Below are 21,339 nucleotides of genomic sequence, written 5' to 3'. Positions count from 1 at the left end.
CGAAGCGAACGTGTCGAGACCTCGGGGCCGTCTACTGGAACTCTCACCAACGAGAAAAGGCCAAGCCTGGGAGTCAGCCTGAGACCGAGCCGAGCAGTTTCCTCGCCATCTGGTCCACGCGACGTTGTTTGGTCTCGTCCTTCTTCGCGTCGTCGACCGCCATCGCCCATTCCCGCTGGTGACTGTACGACAGCTTCTCCCACGCAGCCCGCAGCGCCGGGTCCGCGTCGAGCCGCTCCTGGATCGGTCTCGGCGGGATGATGACGCGTTCCTCCTCGTCGAGGACGACCGTCGCCTCGACCTCGTCGCCGATCTCGACCCCCAGCGCGGCGCGGCTGGCCTTGCTGAGGAAGACACATGGGGATCCGCTCATCCTCGAGATCCGTAGCCTCGCCGTCCTCCCGCCGATCGTGACAACGACCGGCGGCTGTTTCGCGGTGCTGAGGGAGGCCGCCTGGTCCTCGGTCAGTTCGATGCAACCCGCCGGGCCGAATGGGGCAATGACGGCGGAGAGGTGGATGCTCATGCAAGATGAGGGTAGTGGTTGGGGCCTTCCTCGCGCGCCGGGACGCAACAACCGGTACCCTCACACCAAACCCCATCCGCCGGGCGAGACAGGACGGTCACGAGCATGCGGCACCGGATCCGCTACCGCCGAATCACGGCACCCGATGCCGTGGACACTGGCGACGCCTACTCGCAGACCATCGGGTTGGCCACCTACCTCGTCAAGGACCGCGCCCGGATCGTGACCCTCTGCCCCGAGGAAGAGCTGCGGGTCTGGGACGCCGACTCCGGTTCACTGTTGACCGGCCCCTTCCAGGCACGCCCCGATGCCTGTCGTGCCTCCTTCCGCGACGACCAGGCACGAGCCTTCATCAACTTCGAGGTCGACGGGGAGCCACGTCTGGTCTCGTCACTCAACATCGATTCGCTGCACCTGTGGGACCCGGAGGACGGCCGTCTGATCCAGCAACCCATCCTCCTCGGAAACGCCACTCCGGGGCCACGGTTCACGTCACTCATGCATGTCGATCTGCCCGCCGGGCCGCTGCTGGCAGCCGCGACGGAGCACGGCGAGGTGCACCTGCTGGACGCGGCGACGGGGGAACCGACCGGAACCTGCATCCACGCCGACGACGTGCGCATCGTGACCTTGGACACGGTGCGGACCCGCACCGGCCGCACCCTGCTCGTCGTCGGCAGCGCCGACGGTGCGATCCGCGTCTGGGACGTGATGACGGGGGAGGCCTTCGGCGAGACGGTGGCGGCGCCTGCGGGTTTCACCGCCACGATGCCGTTCCTGACCGATGACGGACGGGTGGCGGTGGCGGTGGTGGACCAGGACGTCGAGTGCTGGGAGATCGGCTCAGGGGCTCCGCTGCGGACCTTCTCGGCGAACTGGAACGCCGCCCTCACCGTGCTGGAGGGGGTCGGCGCGATCTGCGTCACCGTCGACTCGGCCGGTCGTGCGACGCTGTGGCGGCTGTCGGACGGCGAGGAACTGGGTGTGGTCATGACCGAGGCGGGCAGCCACCTCCGGTCCGCCTTCCAGGCTGGCAGGCATCTGGCCCTCAACTTCTGCGAACGTATCGAGCTGTGGCTGCCCTCCCCTTGGCGCCACGCCACGACCGTCAGTCCTCGCCGTCCCGGCTCCGCCTCCGAGGTGACCAACGTGCTGTGTCTGATCTCGCTGCCAGATGGGCGCCTCGTGCTGGGGCTCGAGGATGGCTGGGGCGTCGTCGACTTCTCCGGAGCGTGACCGCCATGACAGAAACAGCCCCCCTGGCCCTCACCTCCCCGTGGTTGCGACGCTCGGGGACGGGATTCCAGGTGGATGATCTTCACCCTCTCTCCGACGGCGGAATCGCCCTCCGGGCGCCGGGGCGGCTGGACATCGTGAGGCATGACGCTACGACCAGTCTGCACCTTGACGTCCGGACGATCGCGACCTGGGGAGACGATCGGCTCGTGGCGGTCACGAACGATGAGACCCTCGCGGTCATCGACGTCGCCGACGGGAGGTTGGCGGTCCCGGAGCTCCCCCTCAACGTGGATTCGGAGGCCATCACCCTCGCCCTGGCAGTGGATCATCGTGGCTGGGCTGCGACCGCAGGGGACGAGCGGGACATCACCGTCCACGATCTCGCCTCCGGGGCGGCCGTCGCGTCGTGGGAGGACCTCGATGAGGGAACCACCTGCCTGGCCTTCCTGCCCGATGGTCGTCTGGTCTCGGGAGGCTGGGAGGACCAGATCCGTGTCTGGGATCCGGCAACGGGGGCGCTGCTCCCGGGACCGCTGTTCGGTCTGGTCGACGGAGAGCTGTGGGGGCACCGCGACGCGGTGAGTCACCTGGTGCCGTTCGAGGCGCCCGATGGTTCCTGTCGGCTGGCGTCCTCCGGTGAGGACCGCACGGTGCGGGTCTGGGACCTGGTCACGGGTCGGGAACTCGGTGGCACGATCCGCAGCCATGATGCCATCATCCGCGGTCTCGTCGTGGACGGTTCCCGCGTGGTCTCGGTCGGGGCGGAGGGACGCATCGTCGTCGTCGACGGCGACGGCAACCTCGTCAGCACGCGGGAACTCGGCCCGGTCACCGTGTGGGATGCGGCGATCGTGTCAGGGGAACTCGCGCTGGCCCTGGACGACGGGTGGGGAACCGTTGCGCTGCCCTGAGCCCGTGGCCCTCACCTGTGTCACGGGGCCGGTGACCTCCCTTGCGGCGATCGACTTCCACATCCGTCCCCTGCTCGCCGTCACGACGAGCGATGGCCGGATCCATCTCATCGACCCGATGGAGGATCGCCGCATCGGGATCTGGAGCCCCTTCCCCACCCGGGTCCCGGAGTCGATCGTCGTCGAGGGGCTGAAGGTTCGTGTGTCGGTGCGGGACGGCCGGGCGGTGGTGCTGATCGAGGACGATGAGCTGCTGCACACCTTGGGCGAGGGGGTGGCCTGTGTCCACGCGACGATCGTCCACGGCGCCCCGAGGGTTGTCACCGGCGGCGTCGACGGTGCCATCCGGATCTGGGATCCCGCATCCGGAGCCCCCATCGGGGGCCCGCTCCGGACTCACGTGGGGCCGGTGAAGGCGCTGTGCGTGGTGGATGATGTCCTGGTCTCCAGCGGCGAGGACGGGATCCTGCAACGCTGGCGGTGGCAGCTCGACTGGTGACGGGGCATAGGGTTGTGGCCGTGGGAACCGTCGCTGAGCACATCCATGCCATCGTGATGGCGGGGCAGCTCCCGTCGGGAACCCGGTGTGGGCTGGACGAGGAGCTGGGGCGGGTCGAAATCGAGGTCCCGGGGACGGTGCGGGCCTGGGTGGAGCCCTTCGTCGCGGTGTTCTCATCCGACAGGGCGGTGTCGATGCGCTACCCGGGGCTGGATGCCGAACTGCCCGAGGGACCGCCCTTCGTCGTGGATCGGGATCCGATGTCGGTGTGGCACTTCCGCTGGTCGATCCTCGACACCGACGACGAGATCCTGCACACCGGCTGGATGGAGCACGACGTCGCGCCGCTGGTGGAACGGCTCGTCACCGCCGTCGCCTTCGATGCCGGGGCGGGCGGCAGGCTCGCCGATGTCCGGATCCCCGCGACACCACCGGGGCCCGATCTCCCCGTCCCCGACGGGATTGCCCTCGAGCTGGACCCGTCACTGACCGGAGTCGAGCTTCCCGACCTGGACGCCCAGCGGATCGCGCGGCACTGGCCCCGGGATGCGCGGGGTCGGCCCGCGCCGCGGACCCGGGTGCTGCTGGCGACGCTCGGCGAGGCCGCACGAGGCAGGCGGCAGCCGTGCGTCATGATCTCGAGCGCGCGTACGTTGAAGGGGATGCCGTCGTTCACCGTCGCCGTCACCGACGAGATCCGGCACAACTTCCAGCACCACTGGGGGCGGCATCCGCACCTGTGGTCGTCCGTGGAACCGCCAGCCCCCACCGAACTGGAGCGTCGCTGCCGCACCCTCCTGGCCAACGGGGACTGGGGGAAGGCGTGCGAGCTGGCCGGGGTGCAGGTGGAGCCGGGTCTGCTGCGGCTGCTGCAGGGGCTCCCGACGGGACCCGTCGATCTGGTGGATCAGGATCGGGTGACGGCGGCCCGGCAGCTGCTGGCCCGGCTGGCCCCGTGGCAGCTGGCCGAGACCGTCACCTGGCTCCACGAGGACCTGCAACGCGGCCGCAGATCCAGGCTCTCCCCCACCGGCTGGGAGATGAAGCTCGGCTGGTTCCCCGGCCAGCGCACCGCGTCGAAACTCGGGGTCATGCTGGCCCGGACCAAGGACGGCGCCCCCGTGCTCCGGCTGGCCTGGAACGGCGACAACGCGACGACCCCGGCCGAGTGGTGGCAGAGCTGACGAGGTCTCTGCCTGCCTCTTCTCACCGCTGCTCACACCACACCGCGAGCGCCAGCGAGCCGTCCGGCCCGAGATCCCCACAACGATCCCAGCAAACCTTCACCCGGTCTCGACACGGGTCCCTTCACTCCGTTCCGGGCCCCGGCTCGACCAGCGAAGAGAAACGGGAGCCTTCCTGCCTTTCCGCTGGTCGAGCCGGACCGCGAGCACCAGCGAGCCGTCCGTGTCGAGACCCCTGGCACACGGTGCTGGGACTTGAGCCGGGCAGCAGGGGGTCGGCAATGTCGTGTTCATGTGGGGGTGGTTAGGAGTTTTGTGGCTTGGTCGGGGTGTCTGGCGTGGTGTCTGAGGCGGGTGACGATACCGGTGTTGGGGCCGTGGGTGAGTCGGATCACAATACCCCCAGATTAGTGCACACCCCAACCACCAAAACCCCTAACCAACCCCAACTCCACCACCCAAACCACAGAAAATGAGCCAAGTCAGGTTCGCGGTGACCAGGGCGTGTTCGAGGGCTTCCAGGGGAAGCGCTTCGGTTGTCATGGTCGAGCGGGTGGACCAGCCAGCAATCCGACGGGAGAACGCATCGATCACGAACGCGGTGTAGCACCAGCCTGTGGTGGTGCGCACGTAGGTGATGTCAGCGACCCACAACTGGTTCGGGGCATCGGCTGTGAAACTACGCTGGACCAGATCAGGCCGAGATGCTGCAACAGGTGCAGGAGTCGTGGTGCGGGGACGCCGTCCCCGCACCACCCCGGTGAGGCCTGCTGCGCGCATCAACCGGGCGACCTGGTCCCTGCCGATCTGCCAGCCCGCCCGACGCATCGCATACCCGCATCTTCCGTACCCCGTAGACGCCGTAGTTGGCGGCATGGATCCGTTTCAGCTCAGCGATGAGAACCTCGTCACGCAATGCCCTGGCGCTGGGAGCACGGCGTTTCGCGGCCCGGTACCCGCGAGAGGTGATGAACCCGCCCTCAGTCAGAAGGTGCTCGACCCCGAACTGATCGCGATAGGTGTCGATGCAGCACGGTCATCTCGTCGAGGGGCGGCCTGGCTCCGCGGCGAAAAACGCCGACGCGGTCTTCAAGATCTCGTTGACCCGCCGCAACTCGGCATTCTCCCGCTTCAACCGCTTGATCTCAGCAGCAGCATCCAAGGCCACCCCTGGCTGGGTCCCGGCATCGATGTCAGCCTGCTCGACCTAGCGCTGCAACGCCGCAGACGACACACCCAACTTCGGCGCGATGTCACCAACCGCCCGATACCGGCTGACCCCTTCCTCCTGCTCGATGCGGTCGCGCACCATCCGCACCGCCCGAGCACGGAACGCTTCTGGATACTTCCTCGGCATGACCCAATCCTCTCAACAACAGATCGGAACCAAACCCAGGACGGTTCACTTGGCCGGTGGACGCGGTGGGATCAGCGGCTCCAACACAGACCACAACTCATCAGTGACCAGCCGCAGCGGAGGGGAAGAAACCCGCTTCGACATGACACCCATCCTCACAACCCCCACCCACACCCGCCAGCAACGACACACCATTTAGAAACGACCTCTAAATGAGCCAATTCAGGTAGGAGGATAGCGAATAGGCCTTCGATCACGTCACCGTTCATCCTACCCCGACAACGTCAAACCCCCACCGCCACCACGAAATCGCCAAAAGATCCGAGACGAGCCTAAACACCCCAGACAGGCAAAGAAGTAAACACGACGTAAACACTAAGAGCAAACGACGTCGAGTTTCGGAGAGCACGAAGCGCTTCGGGATTCACGGCGGCACCATGCAAACCAAAGCGAAGTGGACATACCAAATTAGGGCGTTATTCACGAAGGTTTTTGTCATTGGGTTCTCAGGAGTTCGAGTTGGGTGACGATCCGGATGATGGCGGGGAGTTCGTTGAGGCGTCCTCGGTAGCCGGTGGCGAGTATTTTCCAGTTCTTCAGATGGGCGATGCAGTGTTCGACCTTGGCTCGGATACCGGCGATGGTCTTGTTGAATTGTTTCTCCCATTCAGTGCGGGGATGGTTGAGTTTCTTCTTGACCGGAGTGAGGGCGGTGGTGGCAGTGTGGGCGGTGTCAGCAACCCACGTGACGCCTGCTTGGGCCAGGAGGTCACTCGAGCCGGACTCCTGGATCACCCTGGCGTCGTGACGGGCGCCAGGGAACGGGTCAGAGACCGCTACGAGGTCTCCCCAGTCTTTGGCTGCGACCTGGAGGTCGAGGCATTGGACCTTCCGTTTCCCGGAGTAGTTCGCTGCCGCCTGACCGCTTGCTGGGCGGTTTCCCGTCGGGACGAAGCTGCCATCGACCAGCAGGATGCGTCCCTGCTGGATCGCTTCGGTCCGGCCGCCACTGGTGAACACCAGCACCGTCTCCAGGATCTCGATGTTCCGGCGCCAGATCCTGCAGATCGTGGGCTGGGACACCCCGACCATGTCAGCGATGACCATCTGGGACATGTTCTGCCGCAACAGGATCAGGCAGATCACGACCTGCCGGTAGAGCTTGATCTTGTGGCGGGTGAGGTCAAGTCCTCGACCTTGGGCCACGTCCCAGACCCGGGCCACGATCTCCTGGATCACATCCACCGGGAGACCTGTAGTAGAATCGTAACGTATCGACTGCTTCCTCGAGAGATACGGACTTTTTCCAATACCCATTCTCTCATGAAGCAGTCGATGCCCCATCAAGGGATTACTTTAGACGCACAAATAGCCCTCGTGAATAACGCCCTTAGACGAGAGTCTCGACTGACGGCGGGGCAATGAGCTGAATCCCGGCCCGTCTTACGAAGAGGTCAACGGCCTCCTGAATGGCACCAGCTTTATAGACAATACCGAGGTTAATCATGTCACTAAACGCGACCACAGGAATTCTTTGCGTGGGGATTATTTGACCACGCACTTCGCGAGTATGAACGGCAGCTATGACACCAGCAAGATAGAGCCGGGATCCGATGACCGTTGCCCCACTACGGGAGAAGTACATCCCTCGGTCATAAATGATTACCGGGCTTCCACTCGACCCAGGGAACACTGACGCATCGATAAGAAAGGATGGCTGAGCTCGGTAGTCATTGTAGATCGGAGTTGCGGTCTGGCCGCGCCGTATGATCGGCATCCACGAGGCCGTATCGAAGAGGCCGTTCGGGTATCCAACGAAGAGAACCTGCTCGATTCCGTCAAGTTCCTCAGCTTGAGCCTGTGTCAGGAAGTTTTCTGGACCAAACACCCGATAGAAAGGGGCTGCACCATTGCTCGTCATGGCGTTCAACACGCTATTGAACGGCATCACTGCGACGTCCACATTCTCATCGGGATGGCCAACCCAAGTCTCCCCGGGAACTATATCAGAGACAGATATCTGAGTTGCTCGCCGACTGGGGGCTCCATTCTCAGCAGCGACCATCCGGAACGTCACCTCAGAGAAATCACCTAGGACATGCTTATTTGTAACTAGGATCGACATAGTTCCAACAGATGTTTGATAGTTGACCACGAATCCAGTGCCAGTAGCGACGCCGCCGGGCGCCACGGCTTCTATGTAAACAGTCGTGAAAAACAACTGGTCGGCAATGGTTTCAACTACACGCATCGAGCATCCTCACTCATAGGGACCGAGGAAACGCTCCCCGTTATAGTGGATCATGTGCGTAGGGTGGTCAGCGCACCAGATTTCGGATTCCCAAGCAACCTTGTCGACATATTTGCGGAACTCAGCCCGATCAGGGAAGCAGGAGACGTAAACGAGACCTGCTGTTGATGCTTCGAACAAGTCGGCGAGTTCAGATTGTCTTTTGGAGTCGACCGGGCCATGTGAGCTTGCTGCCTCAAGGAGCACGAGCCAGTTGCGATCGGGAAGGTAGACGACGAGGTCGGGCATCTTGCCGTGCTCATTGACTTCCACATTGAGCGAGGCGAGGGTGTCGCGCTCGAAGAGCGCCCACTTGTCACCTGCGTCGCCGATGTAGAGCACCTGTCCACCTGGGGTGAATCGTTGACAGAAGTCTTCAATCATTGCCTTGAGAAGCACGTTCTGGCCGCCAGGAGTCAAGGTAAATTTCGAGCCATCCGGGAGCTTGAGTGGAATGCGATTCATCTCACGCGCAGCCGCATAGCGGGCCTTAAGTCCAGGCAGATCGGCGAGGTATTGATCGACAGCCGAACTCCAGTCATCGGTACCGTATTGTCGCAGGACATCTAAGGCCTCAGCAGTAACTTGGTAATTCCATTTCGGGGAGTTGACCGGGCGCCGCGGCTCATCGGGGTTCTGTACTACAAGCTGCGCTTCAACGAACTGATGGAGCGTGAACCGCCGGAGAGTCTCTCGACTGTTCGGCGCGTAGTTCTTTTCGTACTCGTCTCGGATGAAGTCCATGATCGCCCGCGTGCCGAGCATCGGATTCCCCGCTTCTGCCCAGGATTGAGATGGCGCAAGGCACAGGAGCGCCAAGAGGACGAGCGCCGAACGTTCGTTGCTGCGCTCGGCGTCCATGCCGAGCGTTTCGAGGACTATGCGCGCATCTTCCACTCGCTCATAAGCGGCATCACTCAACTCGCGCATGCGACGATCAACTCCTTAACCAGGGAGTCCACACCTAGCTGGGATGAGACCACATTGCGACCCAATTCACGCAATGCATTTGCGGTAGGGAACCGCAAGGATCGCAGGTCGGTGGCGTTGACCTGCGTGTGGCCAGAAAAGGTACGGAAGAACTTATCAACAATGGAGGAGTTGAGCCATAGGGCCATGCCTTTGGCGAGGTCTTCATCCAAACCGTTGCCTCCGATATGAAAGACGTTGAGATGATTCTCGAAAGCCACCTCACCGGGATTGTCCACGGGTGACCAGACCGATGCAACGATCCTGCGGCGTTCTTCCTTTGCACTGAAACGCTTGACGACTGTGTACCAGCCTTCTGGCAGGAGCATTCGACGGTCTTGGTCATCACTGGGTCGGAACCACTGAGGCTTACGAATCTCTCGCGGCCAGACTACCCTGCCGTGCCGGAGATTAGCAGGGTAAACTAACGGCACTGCCTCTGGCTGTTCAACAGCACTCAAAGCATGGCGCGACCGGAAGTCCACCACACGACCCGTGGAGACTTGAACACCAATATCCATAAGCGTGCAAGGTTGGGAAATCACTACGTCGGCGACTGCCGTGTCGTCGACATCGGTGGCCAGTCGAATGAATCGATTGGGGTCGTCAGGGAAAACAACTTTCTCGTAGGCAACAGCACGAGATGACATGCCATCTGTATGGCCACGACTGGCTGAGAGTTCGACAACGCTAGGCGTCGCGCCCCGTGTTCCAGAAAAGATCACGTTTTCCTGGAGGACACCGGTATCCGCAAAGACCGTCGAGCGAGATTCAAAGACGTGCACTCGGTCGAGCGCGATCGAGTCGAGTAGGTGAGCACGGAACGCGCCAAAGTACGGACCATTGAAGAACGAGCGGGGAGTGATCGCGACGATCTGCCCGCCTTCCCTGAGAGCCGAGACGGACAAGGAAAGGAACGCCGCATAAAGGTTGGGCGCATCGACTCCAGCAGCACGCATGGCTGTTCGATGGGTGCTCGACACCGCCAGCTTCCCGTACGGAGGGTTCTCAATCACGAGATCGAACTGGCCATCTAGGCTGAGTGACGCCTCCAAGCCAACTGAGTCCAAGATAAAATCCGCTTCAACAGCGTTGGTCTGGACCCGCCCACCACCGGCGCGCTCACAAGCAGAGAGCGTAGCCCGAAGGCTTGGCAGCACAGCAGGGTCGCACTCAACCGCCAAAACCTCGATCGACAGACCTGGTCGCTCTGAAAGCGCACGGCTGACAAGCGCCGCGGCAAGCACGCCTGAGCCCGCACCGGGGTCAAGCACACGCAGCATCCCAGCCTCAGGCAGGCGCGGCATTGAAGCGATGAGCCGAGCCGCAGCTACCGGTGTGAAGAACTGACCAAACTCTCTCTGAGTGTTCACGTCAAGCCAGCTGAGGGCGGCAACTCGCTCGGCCTCGGCAATACTCAAGAGATCTGTCGTCAACATCGCTTCATGGTATCTCGAGCCACTGACACCTCGCCGGAAACACTCGGACCAGCAACCAAGACCGCTCATCCGAAGTAGCCACCGTACCCGGCCAAGGTGTCGCCCATGCCTTGCGGCAGAGCTGTCACTGATGTCCCGAGACATCACAGGTGAGGCAGGTGAACGGGAACACACGGCATCGTCTGATGCATCCTGTTCCCATAAGAGACCTTGAGTGGAGCTAAGGGGATTCGAACCCCTGACCTTCTCATTGCGAACGAGACGCGCTACCAACTGCGCCATAGCCCCGAGTACCGGACGATGCTAGCACCGTTCCGGCGCCGAGCGCCAACCGGGCGGGTGTGGGTCACTCGCCGATGGCCTTCTTGCGGAAGGACACGACCCGGCCCTCCTGCGACGACTCCTCCGACGCCTCGGTCGCGGGGGCGTCCGGGTTCTCCGCCGTCGGGACGACCTGCTCGCCGACGACCGGCGCCGACAGGTCAATGGTGCGGACCGTGCGCGGCACCAGCGGCTTCGACACGTACGTCGGCGCGACCACCGGGACCGGCTCCCACAGCGCACCCGTGGTCTCCGGGGCCGTGAGGTCTATCGACATCTCCACCGACGGCTCCGCCTCGTCCAGCTTGAGGATCGTCGTCTCCTCCGCCTCGTCGAAACCAGCCCTCAGCTTCGCCGCCCGGGCGTCGAAACGCCGGTACATCATCGTGACCCCCACCCGGGCCAGGATCATGAACGTCCCAAGCAGCGCGGCCGGGATGACCGGCACCCACCACGGCACCACCGAGAACGCCCACAGCGCCACCCCGAGCGCCATTGCACCCGCCAGGGTCGCCATCACCCGACGACGACGACGCGCCGCGGACCGGGCGAGCAACCGCAGCTCCTTCAACTCCGCGCGACGGGTCAACGGCGTGGACACCTCCATCTCGGCCTCCTCCGCGTAGTCGACGACGTCGCGACGCAGGATCCGCATGGTGTCCGAGAACCGTTCCGTCGGGTCGACATCGACGGTGTCAACAGCGTCCCGATGCCCCACGAGCCAAGGCAGGCCCAGGGCCAGGATGGCCAGGACCATGACGCTGATGACAATTCCCGCAAGCACGCTTCAACGTTAGTGGGCGACCGAAGGAAACCGTCACGGACGCGCCGCGGACCCCGTTCCTGCCCTCAGAACTCGCCCAGCAGCCAGCACTGGACGGCCTCGCCGGGCCGCACGACCTCCGTGTGCTCGTCGAGCAGGATCAGGGCGTTGCTGCGGTTCAGTTCCGCCATCGCGAACGGGTCCGCGACCCGCCCGACAGTGCGGATCCGGCCGTCGTCCTGCAGGTCGCCGCGCAGCAGGTGCAGCTGCCCCCTCACGGAACGCAGCATGTCGTTGGAGATCGCCCGGATGGTCCGACGACGCACCTCCGCCCCCATGAGCCGACGCAGCAGCGGCACCACGAACACCTGGAACGACACGTATGCCGACACCGGGTTGCCCGGCAGCATCACCATCGGCACCCGCTCGTCACCGATGAGGCCGAACGTCTGGGTCCGTCCCGGCGACATGGCCACCTCGACGGCGTCCACGAGGCCCAGCTCCGACATGGCCTTGGCCACGGCCTCGTAATCCTCACGACTGCCCCCCGTGGTCGAGATGACCAGATCGGCCCGGATCAGCTGATCCGTGATCGACTGCTTCAGCTCCTCGGTGCCGTTGCCGTGCACCGCCACCCGGAACACCGTCGCACCCACCGCCTTCGCGGCCGCCGCGATGAGATAGGAGTTCGCATCCGTCGACTCGCCGTGCGCCAGGGTGGCCCCCGGCTCGACCAGCTCCGCCCCCGATGCGACGATCACCACGCGGGGCCTCGGCCGCACCAGCACCCGGTCGATCCCGGCCGCGGCGAGCATGCCGATGTTCCGTTCGTTGAGCATGTCCCCCTCGGACAGCAGCCGATCGCCGATCGCCAGGTGCTCCCCGGCAGCGCGCAGGTACTCGCCCTCCCGTACCGCCTGGATGACGTCGATCCGGTCGGCCTGCTCGGTGACGAACTCGGCCGGGAGCACCGCCGTCGCTCCCCTCGGCACCGCCTCGCCGACGCCGATCCTCACGGCCTGACCGGTCCCGAGGTGCTGCACCTCCTTGGCGAGCAGGAGCGACTCGACGGGGCGGCCCTCGTCGTCGTGCAGATCGGAGGCGCGCACGGCGAACCCGACGACCCGGCTCGTGGAGTTCGCGGGGACGTTGATGAGGGAATTGATGTCCTCGCACACCACCTGGTTCAACGCATCGACCACGGCCATGCCGAACGGCTTCATCGGCTGGACGAGTCGCAGCAGGTAGTCAACATGGTCACTGACCCGACGCAGTCCGTTCGCATCCTCGTACGGCGCGGGCGGGAGGATCGGCCCCGTCTCCTCCTCGATCTCGGGCTCGACCTTCTTCTTGCGTCCAAACAGCGCCATGTTCCCTACCATAGGCCAATGGACTCCACGGCCGACAAGGGCGCGCTGCGACTGGCACGGGATGCCGCCCGGCGGAACCTCCCCGCTGACGAGCACCGTCGCCGCGACGCCGCCCGCACCCGCGTCCTGCTCGACCACCTGCCGTCCCCCGGGGTCGTCGCCCTGTACGCGTCACGTCCCGGCGAACCCGGCACCATCGAACTCATCGACGCGGTACAGCGTTCGGGTTGGCGGGTGCTGCTGCCAAGGCTGGGACGCGAACCGGACTGGGCCTGGGCCACCAACCCGCTCCGCCCCGGGTGGGCCGGAATCCCGGAACCGACGGGACCCGCCCTCGGCGCCGATGCCCTCGCCGGGGCCGACCTCGTGATCCTCCCGGCCCTGGCCGTTGCCCGCGACGGTACACGGCTGGGAACCGGTGGCGGCTGGTACGACCGGGCGCTCCCCCACGCCCGGCCCGGCACCCCTCGCTGGGCCCTCACCCACGCCGACGAGGTCGTCGACACTCTGCCGCTCGAGCCTCACGACCTCCCCGTCGACGCCGTCATCACCGAGGCGGGATTCACGCTCCTACGCAGGGACCACGTATCCTGATCGACGTTTGTCCGCCCACCGGGAGAATGCATGCCCACCTATCAGTACCGCTGCACGGCCTGCGGCGATGAGCTCGAGGTCGTCCAGAAGTTCACCGACCCGGCCCTCACCACCTGCCCCGCCTGCGAGGGTGATCTGCGCAAGGTCTACAACGCCGTCGGCGTCGTCTTCAAGGGCTCCGGGTTCTACGCCACCGACTCCCGCGCCTCGAAGTCGGCCTCCAAGCCCGCGGAGAAGACGGAGAAGAAGTCCTCCGAGAAGAAGCCCGCCACCACTGCCAGCTGAACCCGGCCTGTGGACAAGCGTCCACAGGCCGCCTTCCTGTCCAGAGAGAAGGCATGGACAGGATTCCGCCACGCCTGGCGCGCTTCATCTCCTGGCATCGCCGGACCATCGCCGCGGTCCTCGCGGGGGTCACGGCGATGCTCATCTTCTCCCAACTCACCCCTTCCGGGGCGGACCTCGTCGACGCGGTCGTCCTGGCACGGGCTCGCACCCAGGGGGATCGCCTCGCCGCGAATGACGTGAGACTCGCCCGTCTCCCCCGCTCCTCGCTCCCGGAGGACCATGTCGCCACGCCCGAGGAGGCCGTCGGACGTGTCGTCGGCGTCGGCCTTTCACCCGGCACGGTTCTCCAACCCGGCCTGCTCTCACCGGCCCCGACGGTGGCGGAGGGCCGTTCCCTGACCCCCATTCAACTGGCGGATCCGTCGCTGGCGGAGGTCCTCGCCCCGGGCATGTCGGTCACCCTCGTCCTCACCGAGACCAGCGAGGTGGTGGTCTCAAATGCGCGTATCACAACGCTCACAGCCGATGAGGACTCCGGTCCGTTCCGGGTGGGATCATCGTCACGCCCCCTCATTCTCCTCGACGTCCCTGCCGAGTCCGCCCCCACAGTCTCCGCCCTGGGGCAGACCGGACAGCTGTCGGTGGTCATCGAGACATGACACCACGAGACGGTCCGAGATGGTGGACCTTCCCCGGCGCTCCGCGTAAAGTACGAAGCGCCCCTGATCTGGGGGCCAGACCCGGAGACTGAATCCACAGTACCGGGAAGTCCCGGCCCCTCGGCCGGCCCACCATGAAGGATTTGGAATGCAGGGCTTCAAGGAATTTCTGATGCGCGGCAACCTCGTCGAGCTTGCCACCGCAGTCATCATCGGCACCGTCTTCTCGAAGGTCGTCGAGGCCTTCACCGGCATCATCACCGACTTCATCGGCTTCTTCGGTGGTCAGCCTGACTTCTCGTCGCTCGCCATCGCCGGAATCAACATCGGCAACTTCATCAACGCCGTCATCACCTTCGTCATCACCGCCGCGGTGGTGTACTTCTTCGTCGTCAAGCCGTACAACACCATGCGTGACCGCTTCAAGAAGAAGGAGGAGGAGTCTCCCGCCGCCCCGACCTCCGAGCAGCTGCTCACCGAGATCCGCGACCTGCTCCGGACCCGCAACGTCTGAGCACCGTCCACCTCGACGAAACGGCCGTCCCGCATCCGCGGGGCGGCCGTTTCCGTCATCCCCAGTGGGGCGGACGCTCTGCCGCGAGCCGTCGTTCGTCGTCGTTGAAGGGTCGATCAACGACATGGGAGCGGGAGAGCTCCCCACTCAGCCCGAGCATGCCGCGCAGCTCGGCGAGTCGCGCCTCGAACCGGGCGAACCCGACCTGACGCACCGCAGCCGCGTCGACGGGGAACGGCCACGGTCGCCGCTCCGCCTGGCGGCCCCGCCTGAGTGAGACGAGACGGGACGCGTCCCAGCCGAGCTGCACCAACTCCGCCACGAGCCCCGGCAGCTCCGGGCTGCTGACGGGGAGCTCCTCGCCCGTCAGAGCGCGGGCCAGTTCGACGGCCTCACTCACCCAGCGTGGTCCCGTCGGCAACGACACGGGCGTCGCCGTCGTCGTGGAGCTCCACCTCGCCGACGACCCGCACCCCCCGACCGAAGGTCCAGTCCCCCTTCACACGCAGCACCTGCGCATCCTTGAGCGACGGGGCCTCAGGAATCCTCTCCTCGAACTTCTGGATGGTCTTGTAGTAGCGGCTGTCGAGGCTGACCTCGGGGGTCTCGGCCTGCGCGACGAGGTGACCGTCGTCGTCGAGCCGGTACACGTCGGAGCGCAGCAGCAGGAGTTCGTTGGTGGTCTTGACCGGCTGGAACCGATCCCGGCCGACACAGATGGCGGTGGCACCCGGGAAGACCTCGATGGCCGCACCCATGGCGGACTCCACCTGGATGACCGGCGTCGAGGAGCCATCCGCAGGGTCGACGGTCTTCTCGTTGCGGATCATCGGGAGCCCGAGCACCGCATTCCGTTCCATGAGGATCTCCATGAGCCGCCGCAGGTCGAACCACAGGTTGTTGGTGTGGAAGAAGGGGTGGCGGTGCTCGTCGGTGAAGAAGTCCATCTCCTCGGGCGCGGTCTGGGCGGTGTCACGGAGGATGAGCTGGCCATCGCTCCGACGAATCGCGAGGTGGCCGCCCTTGCGATCGTTGACGGTGCGACGACACAGTTCCGCCGCGTACGGGGCCCCGGATGCGGCGAACCATCCGGCCAGTCGGGCATCGGGGGCCGCCCCGAGGTTGTCGCCGTTGGAGATGCAGGCGTAGCGGAATCCCTTGTCGAGGAGCTGCTGCAGCACCCCGGAGCCATAGAGCGCGGTGTACAGGTCACCGTGACCGGGCGGGCACCACTCCAGCGTCGGATCGGCAGGCCACTCGACGGGGGTCAGGTCATCGGCGCGGAGCTTCGGCTCCTGGTTCTGCAGGAAGGACAACGGGAGTCCGTCGACGACGAGGTCGTCGTACCGGGCCAGGTGTGCCAGCGTGTCGGCCTCGGTGCGGAACGAGTTCATGAACAGCAGTGGCAGCCGCGCCCCGTGGTCGCGGCGAGCCGCTTGGACCTGCCGCACGATGAGGTCGAGGAAGGTGAGGCCGTCCCGCACCTCGAGGAGGTTCTTGGCCTTGTCGAGCCCCATCGACGTCCCGAGCCCACCGTTGAGCTTGATGATGACGGTGGCGCCGATCGCCTCCCGGGCCTGCTCGTCGGAGACCTCGACGGAGTCCAGGGAAGGGACGTCGAGAAGAGGCGTGATGCTGTCCTCCCGGATCAGCCCGGTCTCCCCCGACTCGAGCATCCGGTAATAGTGGGAGAACACCTCGATGGCCGGGCGGGACACACCGGCCTCCTTCATCTTGCGCCGAGCGGCTTCCAACCCTTGGTTCGACATCGATCCCATCCCTTCGTTGACTCGCTGCCATCCTACGGGCCGCCTCCGATCTCGCGGCGTCCCGGGAGGAGGTACGCTCACCTCAGCGACTCCCCAGGCCGAAAGGGTGACGACCATGAAGTTCTCCAGGACCATGCTGGCGGGAACCGCCTTCGCTGCGGCGGTCCTCACCGGCTGCACCGGCGGACAGGGTGGAACCACCGTCCCTGCCACCAGCACGACCCAACCCACCAACCCGGAGGTCGTGTCGGTGGAGATCATCACCTCGGCCGCCACCGCCACTGCGACCGCCACGGTGACCGAGACCGTCGAGCCCGAGATGGAGCGGCGCCCACGATCCGTCGAACCGGATCCAGGGGACCCTCCCGTCGAAGGGGCCTATGCCGGAGCCGGCGGCCCGAAGCCGCCGACGGCCCTGCCGATCTCCAGCATCGACCCGGCCTCCGCCAAGGCCCTCATCGTCACCCCGTCGGGCAACATCACCTGCGCGCTCTCCGATCACGACGCGGGCTGCGGGCTGTCCTCCTACGTGAAGGATGCCCCCTACGGCTCGGATGCCCAGGGGCCGCGGTGGTGGGTGCGGCTCGACTCGACGCCGCCGCGTCTCACCTCCACCTCGGAGAACCCCCTGTCCCAGTCGACCGGGGTGAAGCCGCAGGTCGTGGAGTACGGCCAGATCGTCCATTACGGACAGTTCGTGTGCGCGTCCGAGAAGCACGGCCTGACGTGCTGGAACGTTCTGACGGGGCACGGCGCCTTCATGAGCCGTGAGGCCACTCGCGTCTTCTGACCAGAATTCAGCGGGCGACGGTCCAGCCCCGCAGCCCCCCGCAGGGAACGGACCGTCCGCCCAGCCTCTGTGGTTGCGTCGCGTCGCTCCGTTCCTTCGTGCGGGAGTCCATCCGACGCCCGGCCCGAAGAGGATCCTCAACGGTTCCGCCGATCCTGGCTCCGGCAGGGCAGAAGTCCAGTGACCGCATAGATGTTTACATCTTCAACGATCACGACACAACACCTCAGCCCAAGGAGATGACCAATGCCGAGGAAGTCTGGCTGAAGGTCATCTCTGCTCAGCCGAAAGTATGACAAGCGGGGTGTGTCGGACCCTCAGCCGATGTGGAAGTAGCGGTCGACGAGCGCCTGGACCGACACCTCGGAACGCGCCAGCTGCTCGCGCAGGGCCCTGTCGTGGTGGGCCTCCAGCTTCGCGCACCACGCGTCGATCAGCCCGGGCGGGAACACCCCGTGGGCCTCGTAGTCGGCCCGCTGCTCCCGGAGGCGCACGGCGGCCTCCGCGCAGGAGGTGGGAAGCTGGTCCAGACCCGCCAGGCTCGACGCGTCGCCCACCACGTGTCGGCTCTCCGCGAACTCCAGCATCGACGGGTCCGTCAAACCCACCCGCGCGGCGACGGTGATACCGGCCAGCAGCAGGTGCACGCTGGCCGAGCCGTCGGGGGAACGCAACTCGACGGTCTGCGAGTCGTTGACCATCTCCCCGAGCGGCTCGTCGTGGGGATTGGCGTCGCGGTACATCCGATCGTCGACACCCTGCCACCCGAGCGGCACCCGCACCAGCACGGAGCGGTTCCGCTCGCCCCAGCAGATCGCCGTCGGCGCCTCCTGGTGCGGGACCAGCCTCAGGAAGGACGTGGGGACGGTGTTGCCGAAGGCGGTGAGGGAGGCCGCGAGCGACAGGTAGCCGCCGATGACCCGCTTCGCGGTGTCCGTCAGCCCCTGCCCCTGCGAGAACTGGTTGACGCCGTCCTTCATGAGCCGGGTGTGGAAGTGCATGCCGGAGCCGGCCTGCCCCACCTCGATCTTGGGCGAGAACGACACCTCGACGCCGCGCCGGTGGGCCACCTCGCGCAGCACCCATTTCGCCAACGCCACCTGATCCCCAGCCCGGGTGACGTCGGTGGGGCTGAACTCGATCTCCTGCTGCACCATCTGACGGCCGTCCGCGACAAAGTTGCCGACCTCCGAGTGGGCGTACTTCACCGAGCACCCCATTCGCACGAGGTGGCCGAGGGTCTCGGTGCGGATCTGCTGCCACTTCGAGAACGGCCCGGCCTCGTGGTAGCCGCGCTGCGGTTCGACGGGGAACAGTTCCTCCACGTCGGAGAACAGGTAGTACTCCAGTTCCCCCAAGGCCTCGAGACGGCATCCGGTCTCGGCGAACAGCGCCTCCTGGGCACGGCGCAGGACGTACTGGGGCGAACTGGCGAGCGGTTGGCCGTCGACGTCGTAGAAACCGCAGAGGATGTCGAGGGTCGGCTCGCTGGTGAACGGGTTGAGGAATGCGGTCCGCAGCTGCGGCACGACGTAGAGGTCGGAGCTGGCGGCGTCGACGAAGTCGAACAGCGACGACCCGTCGACCCGCTCCCCCATCGTCAGCACCCGCATGAGGTGCTCCCGCGACTGAATCGCGAAGTTGAGGGCCTTCAGCCTGCCGTCACCGCCGATGTAGCGCAGGTTCAGCATGAGAATGTCGTTGTCACTGACGAAACGGACGATGTCCGCCCGGGTGAATTCGTCGGCGGGTTTCCCGAGTGCCCGGGCCAGCGGATTGGGGTTCAGACTCAGTGACATGGTGCTCCTCATCGAGATCGGTTTCACCGACAGCTTAGAGGGTGCGCGGATAGGGGAATCGTAACGAAGACCGACACGGTGGCCTCCTGGCAAGGCGAACGACGAAGAGCGCACTGGAGGCGTCGAAAGCGCGCCGTGGCGGGCACGAACCGCCGCTTTACTTCGGCGAGCCCGCGTTTTGAAACGTTCCAATCAAAGCAGGACGGCGATTCGTGACCGTGCTTCGAATCAGCGTGGTGAGGGGCCGGTGGGGCGCGGCGAGGGGGACGCGGCGAAGGGGACGTGGCGGCGGGGCGGGCGCGGGCCTCCCTCCCCACGGCATGACGCGCCTCGGGCGCAGGTGTCAGCGGCGACCCACCGGGAGGCGGTCCAGGTCGGACAGGGCCACGACGTCCGGATGGATCGCACCGGCCTCGGCGAGGTGGGCCGTCGTGTCGGTGTAGCGGGTGGAGAAGTGGGTCAGGGCCAGCCTCCTCGCCCCCGCCGCGACTGCCACCCGGGCCGCGTCCTCCGCCGTCGAGTGACCGTGCTGGGGCGCGAGCGCGGCGCAGTCGTTGGCGTAGGTGGCCTCCATCACCATGAGGTCGACGTCCTCGGCCAGCAGTTCCGCTCCCCGGCAGGGCTCGGTGTCCATGACGAAGGCGAAGGAACGTCCCACCCGGGGACTCGACACCTCGTCGAGAGTGGTGACCCTCCCGTCGACCTCGATCCGCCCCTCCCGTTGCAGCTGCCCGACGAGCGGTCCCCGGATGCCCCGGCGTCGCAGTTCCTCCCCGTCCATGGTCCTGGCCGGCAGGTCCTCCACGCGGTACCCGATGGCGGGAACCCGATGCTTCAACGACACCGCTCTGAGCAGGAACTGCGGGGTCATGAGAACATTCCGCAGCTCGTCGCTCCCCCGCACCGGCAGGAACTGCACGTCGGCCTGATCGTGGTAGATGCTGGCCCGGTACAGGCGCTCCACGTACTCCTGCCCCTCGGCGGGATACACGACGGTGACCGTGTGGGGCGGCTGCTCCAGCGAGATCCGTTGCAGCACCCCGGGCAGCCCGAGACAGTGGTCACCGTGGAGGTGGGTCAGGGCGATGACCTGGATGTTCCGCACCCCGAGCCCGGCATGGGTGAGCTGCCGCTGGGTGCCCTCGCCACAGTCGAAGAGGATCCCCACCCCACCCCAGTTGAGGTGGTAGCCATTGTGGTTGCGGAGCTTGGTCGGAAGGAAGCTCGACGTGCCGAGCGCAGTGAACTCGTGGCTGCTCATCGGGCCAGCCTCTCCGCCAGATCGTCGAGACCAACCTGCCAGTTGACACCCCACCGGTCGACGCAGCTGCCGTCACGCCCCGCTGCAGGATCGGCGGACAGCCCCGCCCGGAGCCGTTCGACCTCGGCCTCGTCACGGCACAGCACCATCATCGACACCCCCGGACCGAAGGTGAAGTCGTGGAAGGTACCGGCATCCATCGCCGCGAACCACTGCTCGTTCAGCCGGAAATCGGTGAACATGACCGACCCCTCCGCGACGGGAGCCCCGGCCCCGTACCGGACGAGGTCACCCCGCCCGGAACCATGGAAGAGGTCCAGCCAGGCGTTCGTGGCGGGCTCCGCGTTCCCATCAGCGACCCCGCCGAACATGAACGACGGCGTGAGGAAGGGACGCGGCTCCGCCGCCGGGTCGGTGAGCATGAGCTGCCACGTGAAGCCGACCTCGTCACGCACCCAGGCGTAGCGTCGACTGAAGGGGTACTCCTGCAACGGCATCAACACCCCACCCACACTGAGCCGGTCGTACAGCTCGTCGAGGTACGCGATCGCCTCGGCCTCACCACCGAGGGCCGTCGGATCGAACTTCAGCAGCGCGCTGATCGATGGGTTGGGCGTTTCGACGTCATCACCGTCGACGAGACACAGCCGCGTGCCGTGCACCGCCACGACGGCCGCGCCCGGATGCTCCTCGACCACCGTCGCATCCCGGAACACCCCTGCGAGGGCGCGGGCCCCCTCGACCGCGTTCCCGGGGCACCGGATGGCTGGCATGATCTGAACGTTCATCCGACCAGA

23 protein-coding genes and 1 tRNA gene are annotated in these 21,339 nt (G+C 65.7%); 9 read left to right on the top strand and 15 right to left on the bottom strand.

Going from position 1 to position 21,339, the window contains the following annotated elements; all coding sequences use genetic code 11:
- Positions 1–73 precede the first annotated feature (73 nt).
- Entirely contained in the window at positions 74–526 is a 453-nt protein-coding gene (locus EII35_RS03615; RefSeq protein WP_125227098.1) for a YdeI/OmpD-associated family protein, read from the bottom strand.
- Positions 527–631: 105 nt separating this feature from the next.
- On the opposite strand from EII35_RS03615, the gene EII35_RS03610 reads away from it, so the two are divergent.
- The 4 genes from EII35_RS03610 to EII35_RS03595 are packed head-to-tail and all read left to right on the top strand — an operon-like array spanning position 632 to position 4,359.
- Positions 632–1,762 (top strand): WD40 repeat domain-containing protein, encoded by a 1,131-nt coding sequence (locus EII35_RS03610; protein WP_125227097.1) that lies wholly within the window; start codon positions 632–634, stop codon positions 1,760–1,762.
- 5 nt (positions 1,763–1,767) lie between these two features.
- Positions 1,768–2,676 (top strand): WD40 repeat domain-containing protein, encoded by a 909-nt coding sequence (locus EII35_RS03605; RefSeq protein ID WP_125227096.1) that lies wholly within the window; start codon positions 1,768–1,770, stop codon positions 2,674–2,676.
- Positions 2,677–2,680: 4 nt separating this feature from the next.
- Complete coding sequence (locus EII35_RS03600) at positions 2,681–3,175, top strand: WD40 repeat domain-containing protein (RefSeq protein ID WP_125227095.1); 495 nt, start codon at positions 2,681–2,683, stop codon at positions 3,173–3,175.
- Between the two features lie 20 nt (positions 3,176–3,195).
- The gene (locus tag EII35_RS03595) at positions 3,196–4,359 is read left to right on the top strand and encodes a hypothetical protein (RefSeq protein WP_125227094.1); all 1,164 of its coding nucleotides are present in this window, start codon (positions 3,196–3,198) and stop codon (positions 4,357–4,359) included.
- Between the two features lie 435 nt (positions 4,360–4,794).
- On the opposite strand, the gene EII35_RS16670 is transcribed toward EII35_RS03595, so the two are convergent.
- From EII35_RS16670 to EII35_RS03550, 9 genes are all read right to left on the bottom strand, one after another.
- Positions 4,795–5,235 carry a DDE-type integrase/transposase/recombinase gene (locus EII35_RS16670; protein WP_125227093.1) on the bottom strand — a complete coding sequence of 147 codons (441 nt, stop codon included), beginning with the start codon at positions 5,233–5,235 and terminating at the stop codon, positions 4,795–4,797.
- A 331-nt stretch (positions 5,236–5,566) separates the two neighbouring features.
- Positions 5,567–5,716, bottom strand: a complete 150-nt coding sequence (locus tag EII35_RS15780) for a hypothetical protein (RefSeq protein WP_185744139.1) — start codon at positions 5,714–5,716, stop codon at positions 5,567–5,569.
- Between the two features lie 495 nt (positions 5,717–6,211).
- Entirely contained in the window at positions 6,212–6,961 is a 750-nt protein-coding gene (locus tag EII35_RS03580; RefSeq protein ID WP_260464994.1) for a transposase family protein, read from the bottom strand.
- A gap of 145 nt (positions 6,962–7,106) precedes the next feature.
- A complete protein-coding gene (locus EII35_RS03575; protein WP_125227092.1) occupies positions 7,107–7,967 on the bottom strand; it encodes a S1 family peptidase in 861 nt (286 codons plus the stop codon).
- 9 nt (positions 7,968–7,976) lie between these two features.
- Complete coding sequence (locus EII35_RS03570) at positions 7,977–8,936, bottom strand: BsuBI/PstI family type II restriction endonuclease (protein ID WP_125227091.1); 960 nt, start codon at positions 8,934–8,936, stop codon at positions 7,977–7,979.
- Positions 8,924–10,414: an Eco57I restriction-modification methylase domain-containing protein gene (locus tag EII35_RS03565; protein WP_185744138.1), complete on the bottom strand. Its 1,491-nt coding sequence runs from the start codon at positions 10,412–10,414 to the stop codon at positions 8,924–8,926. The genes EII35_RS03570 and EII35_RS03565 overlap by 13 nt, the downstream gene beginning before the upstream one ends.
- Positions 10,415–10,629: 215 nt before the next feature.
- Positions 10,630–10,702: transfer RNA gene (locus EII35_RS03560), tRNA-Ala, on the bottom strand.
- 58 nt (positions 10,703–10,760) lie between these two features.
- Complete coding sequence (locus tag EII35_RS03555) at positions 10,761–11,519, bottom strand: hypothetical protein (protein ID WP_125227089.1); 759 nt, start codon at positions 11,517–11,519, stop codon at positions 10,761–10,763.
- A 65-nt stretch (positions 11,520–11,584) separates the two neighbouring features.
- Complete coding sequence (locus EII35_RS03550; RefSeq protein ID WP_185744137.1) at positions 11,585–12,868, bottom strand: molybdopterin molybdotransferase MoeA; 1,284 nt, start codon at positions 12,866–12,868, stop codon at positions 11,585–11,587.
- Positions 12,869–12,886: 18 nt separating this feature from the next.
- On the opposite strand from EII35_RS03550, the gene EII35_RS03545 reads away from it, so the two are divergent.
- The 4 genes from EII35_RS03545 to mscL all read left to right on the top strand — a co-directional run bounded on the left by EII35_RS03545 (position 12,887) and on the right by mscL (position 14,923).
- Positions 12,887–13,462 carry a 5-formyltetrahydrofolate cyclo-ligase gene (locus EII35_RS03545; protein WP_125227087.1) on the top strand — a complete coding sequence of 192 codons (576 nt, stop codon included), beginning with the start codon at positions 12,887–12,889 and terminating at the stop codon, positions 13,460–13,462.
- Positions 13,463–13,492: 30 nt separating this feature from the next.
- Entirely contained in the window at positions 13,493–13,747 is a 255-nt protein-coding gene (locus EII35_RS03540; RefSeq protein ID WP_125227086.1) for an FmdB family zinc ribbon protein, read from the top strand.
- 53 nt (positions 13,748–13,800) lie between these two features.
- Positions 13,801–14,409: an SAF domain-containing protein gene (locus EII35_RS03535; protein ID WP_125227085.1), complete on the top strand. Its 609-nt coding sequence runs from the start codon at positions 13,801–13,803 to the stop codon at positions 14,407–14,409.
- 148 nt (positions 14,410–14,557) lie between these two features.
- On the top strand, positions 14,558–14,923 hold the full coding sequence (mscL, locus tag EII35_RS03530; protein WP_125227084.1) for a large conductance mechanosensitive channel protein MscL: 366 nt from the start codon (positions 14,558–14,560) through the stop codon (positions 14,921–14,923).
- A 55-nt stretch (positions 14,924–14,978) separates the two neighbouring features.
- On the opposite strand, the gene EII35_RS03525 is transcribed toward mscL, so the two are convergent.
- Both EII35_RS03525 and EII35_RS03520 read right to left on the bottom strand, forming a co-directional pair.
- Entirely contained in the window at positions 14,979–15,323 is a 345-nt protein-coding gene (locus EII35_RS03525) for a hypothetical protein (protein WP_125227083.1), read from the bottom strand.
- Complete coding sequence (locus EII35_RS03520; RefSeq protein WP_125227082.1) at positions 15,316–16,692, bottom strand: UTP--glucose-1-phosphate uridylyltransferase; 1,377 nt, start codon at positions 16,690–16,692, stop codon at positions 15,316–15,318. The genes EII35_RS03525 and EII35_RS03520 overlap by 8 nt, the downstream gene beginning before the upstream one ends.
- A 115-nt stretch (positions 16,693–16,807) precedes the next feature.
- Between EII35_RS03520 and EII35_RS03515 the strand changes: the two genes are divergently transcribed.
- The gene (locus tag EII35_RS03515; RefSeq protein WP_125227081.1) at positions 16,808–17,482 is read left to right on the top strand and encodes a hypothetical protein; all 675 of its coding nucleotides are present in this window, start codon (positions 16,808–16,810) and stop codon (positions 17,480–17,482) included.
- Positions 17,483–17,799: 317 nt separating this feature from the next.
- Here EII35_RS03515 and EII35_RS03510 read toward each other — a convergent pair whose 3' ends face one another.
- The 3 genes from EII35_RS03510 to EII35_RS03500 all read right to left on the bottom strand — a co-directional run bounded on the left by EII35_RS03510 (position 17,800) and on the right by EII35_RS03500 (position 21,330).
- Positions 17,800–19,281, bottom strand: coding sequence for a glutamine synthetase family protein (locus EII35_RS03510; protein WP_260464993.1), 1,482 nt, complete (start codon positions 19,279–19,281; stop codon positions 17,800–17,802).
- A 343-nt stretch (positions 19,282–19,624) separates the two neighbouring features.
- Positions 19,625–20,542, bottom strand: a complete 918-nt coding sequence (locus tag EII35_RS03505; RefSeq protein WP_125227079.1) for a ribonuclease Z — start codon at positions 20,540–20,542, stop codon at positions 19,625–19,627.
- Positions 20,539–21,330 (bottom strand): VOC family protein, encoded by a 792-nt coding sequence (locus EII35_RS03500; RefSeq protein WP_125227078.1) that lies wholly within the window; start codon positions 21,328–21,330, stop codon positions 20,539–20,541. The genes EII35_RS03505 and EII35_RS03500 overlap by 4 nt, the downstream gene beginning before the upstream one ends.
- Positions 21,331–21,339: the final 9 nt, after the last annotated feature.

It is taken from the genome of Arachnia propionica, assembly GCF_003932785.1.
Taxonomy (GTDB): Bacteria; Actinomycetota; Actinomycetes; order Propionibacteriales; family Propionibacteriaceae; genus Arachnia; species Arachnia propionica_B.
Note: the sequence above shows the minus strand (reverse complement) of the source record. Positions and strands in the feature narration are given on the sequence as shown.

Bases quoted from the DNA above. Each gene is read 5' to 3' on its own strand.
- EII35_RS03545 (WP_125227087.1), top strand. From the start codon at position 12,887: ATGGACTCCACGGCCGACAAGGGCGCGCTGCGACTGGCACGGGATGCC.
- EII35_RS03565 (WP_185744138.1), bottom strand. From the start codon at position 10,414: ATGTTGACGACAGATCTCTTGAGTATTGCCGAGGCCGAGCGAGTTGCC.
- EII35_RS03550 (WP_185744137.1), bottom strand. From the start codon at position 12,868: ATGGCGCTGTTTGGACGCAAGAAGAAGGTCGAGCCCGAGATCGAGGAG.
- EII35_RS03515 (WP_125227081.1), top strand. From the start codon at position 16,808: ATGAAGTTCTCCAGGACCATGCTGGCGGGAACCGCCTTCGCTGCGGCG.
- EII35_RS03535 (WP_125227085.1), top strand. From the start codon at position 13,801: ATGGACAGGATTCCGCCACGCCTGGCGCGCTTCATCTCCTGGCATCGC.
- EII35_RS03615 (WP_125227098.1), bottom strand. From the start codon at position 526: ATGAGCATCCACCTCTCCGCCGTCATTGCCCCATTCGGCCCGGCGGGT.
- mscL (WP_125227084.1), top strand. From the start codon at position 14,558: ATGCAGGGCTTCAAGGAATTTCTGATGCGCGGCAACCTCGTCGAGCTT.
- EII35_RS03610 (WP_125227097.1), top strand. From the start codon at position 632: ATGCGGCACCGGATCCGCTACCGCCGAATCACGGCACCCGATGCCGTG.
- EII35_RS03505 (WP_125227079.1), bottom strand. From the start codon at position 20,542: ATGAGCAGCCACGAGTTCACTGCGCTCGGCACGTCGAGCTTCCTTCCG.
- EII35_RS03570 (WP_125227091.1), bottom strand. From the start codon at position 8,936: ATGCGCGAGTTGAGTGATGCCGCTTATGAGCGAGTGGAAGATGCGCGC.
- EII35_RS03500 (WP_125227078.1), bottom strand. From the start codon at position 21,330: ATGAACGTTCAGATCATGCCAGCCATCCGGTGCCCCGGGAACGCGGTC.
- EII35_RS03520 (WP_125227082.1), bottom strand. From the start codon at position 16,692: ATGTCGAACCAAGGGTTGGAAGCCGCTCGGCGCAAGATGAAGGAGGCC.
- EII35_RS03575 (WP_125227092.1), bottom strand. From the start codon at position 7,967: ATGCGTGTAGTTGAAACCATTGCCGACCAGTTGTTTTTCACGACTGTT.
- EII35_RS15780 (WP_185744139.1), bottom strand. From the start codon at position 5,716: ATGCCGAGGAAGTATCCAGAAGCGTTCCGTGCTCGGGCGGTGCGGATG.
- EII35_RS03510 (WP_260464993.1), bottom strand. From the start codon at position 19,281: ATGTCACTGAGTCTGAACCCCAATCCGCTGGCCCGGGCACTCGGGAAA.
- EII35_RS16670 (WP_125227093.1), bottom strand. From the start codon at position 5,235: ATGCCGCCAACTACGGCGTCTACGGGGTACGGAAGATGCGGGTATGCG.
- EII35_RS03540 (WP_125227086.1), top strand. From the start codon at position 13,493: ATGCCCACCTATCAGTACCGCTGCACGGCCTGCGGCGATGAGCTCGAG.
- EII35_RS03605 (WP_125227096.1), top strand. From the start codon at position 1,768: ATGACAGAAACAGCCCCCCTGGCCCTCACCTCCCCGTGGTTGCGACGC.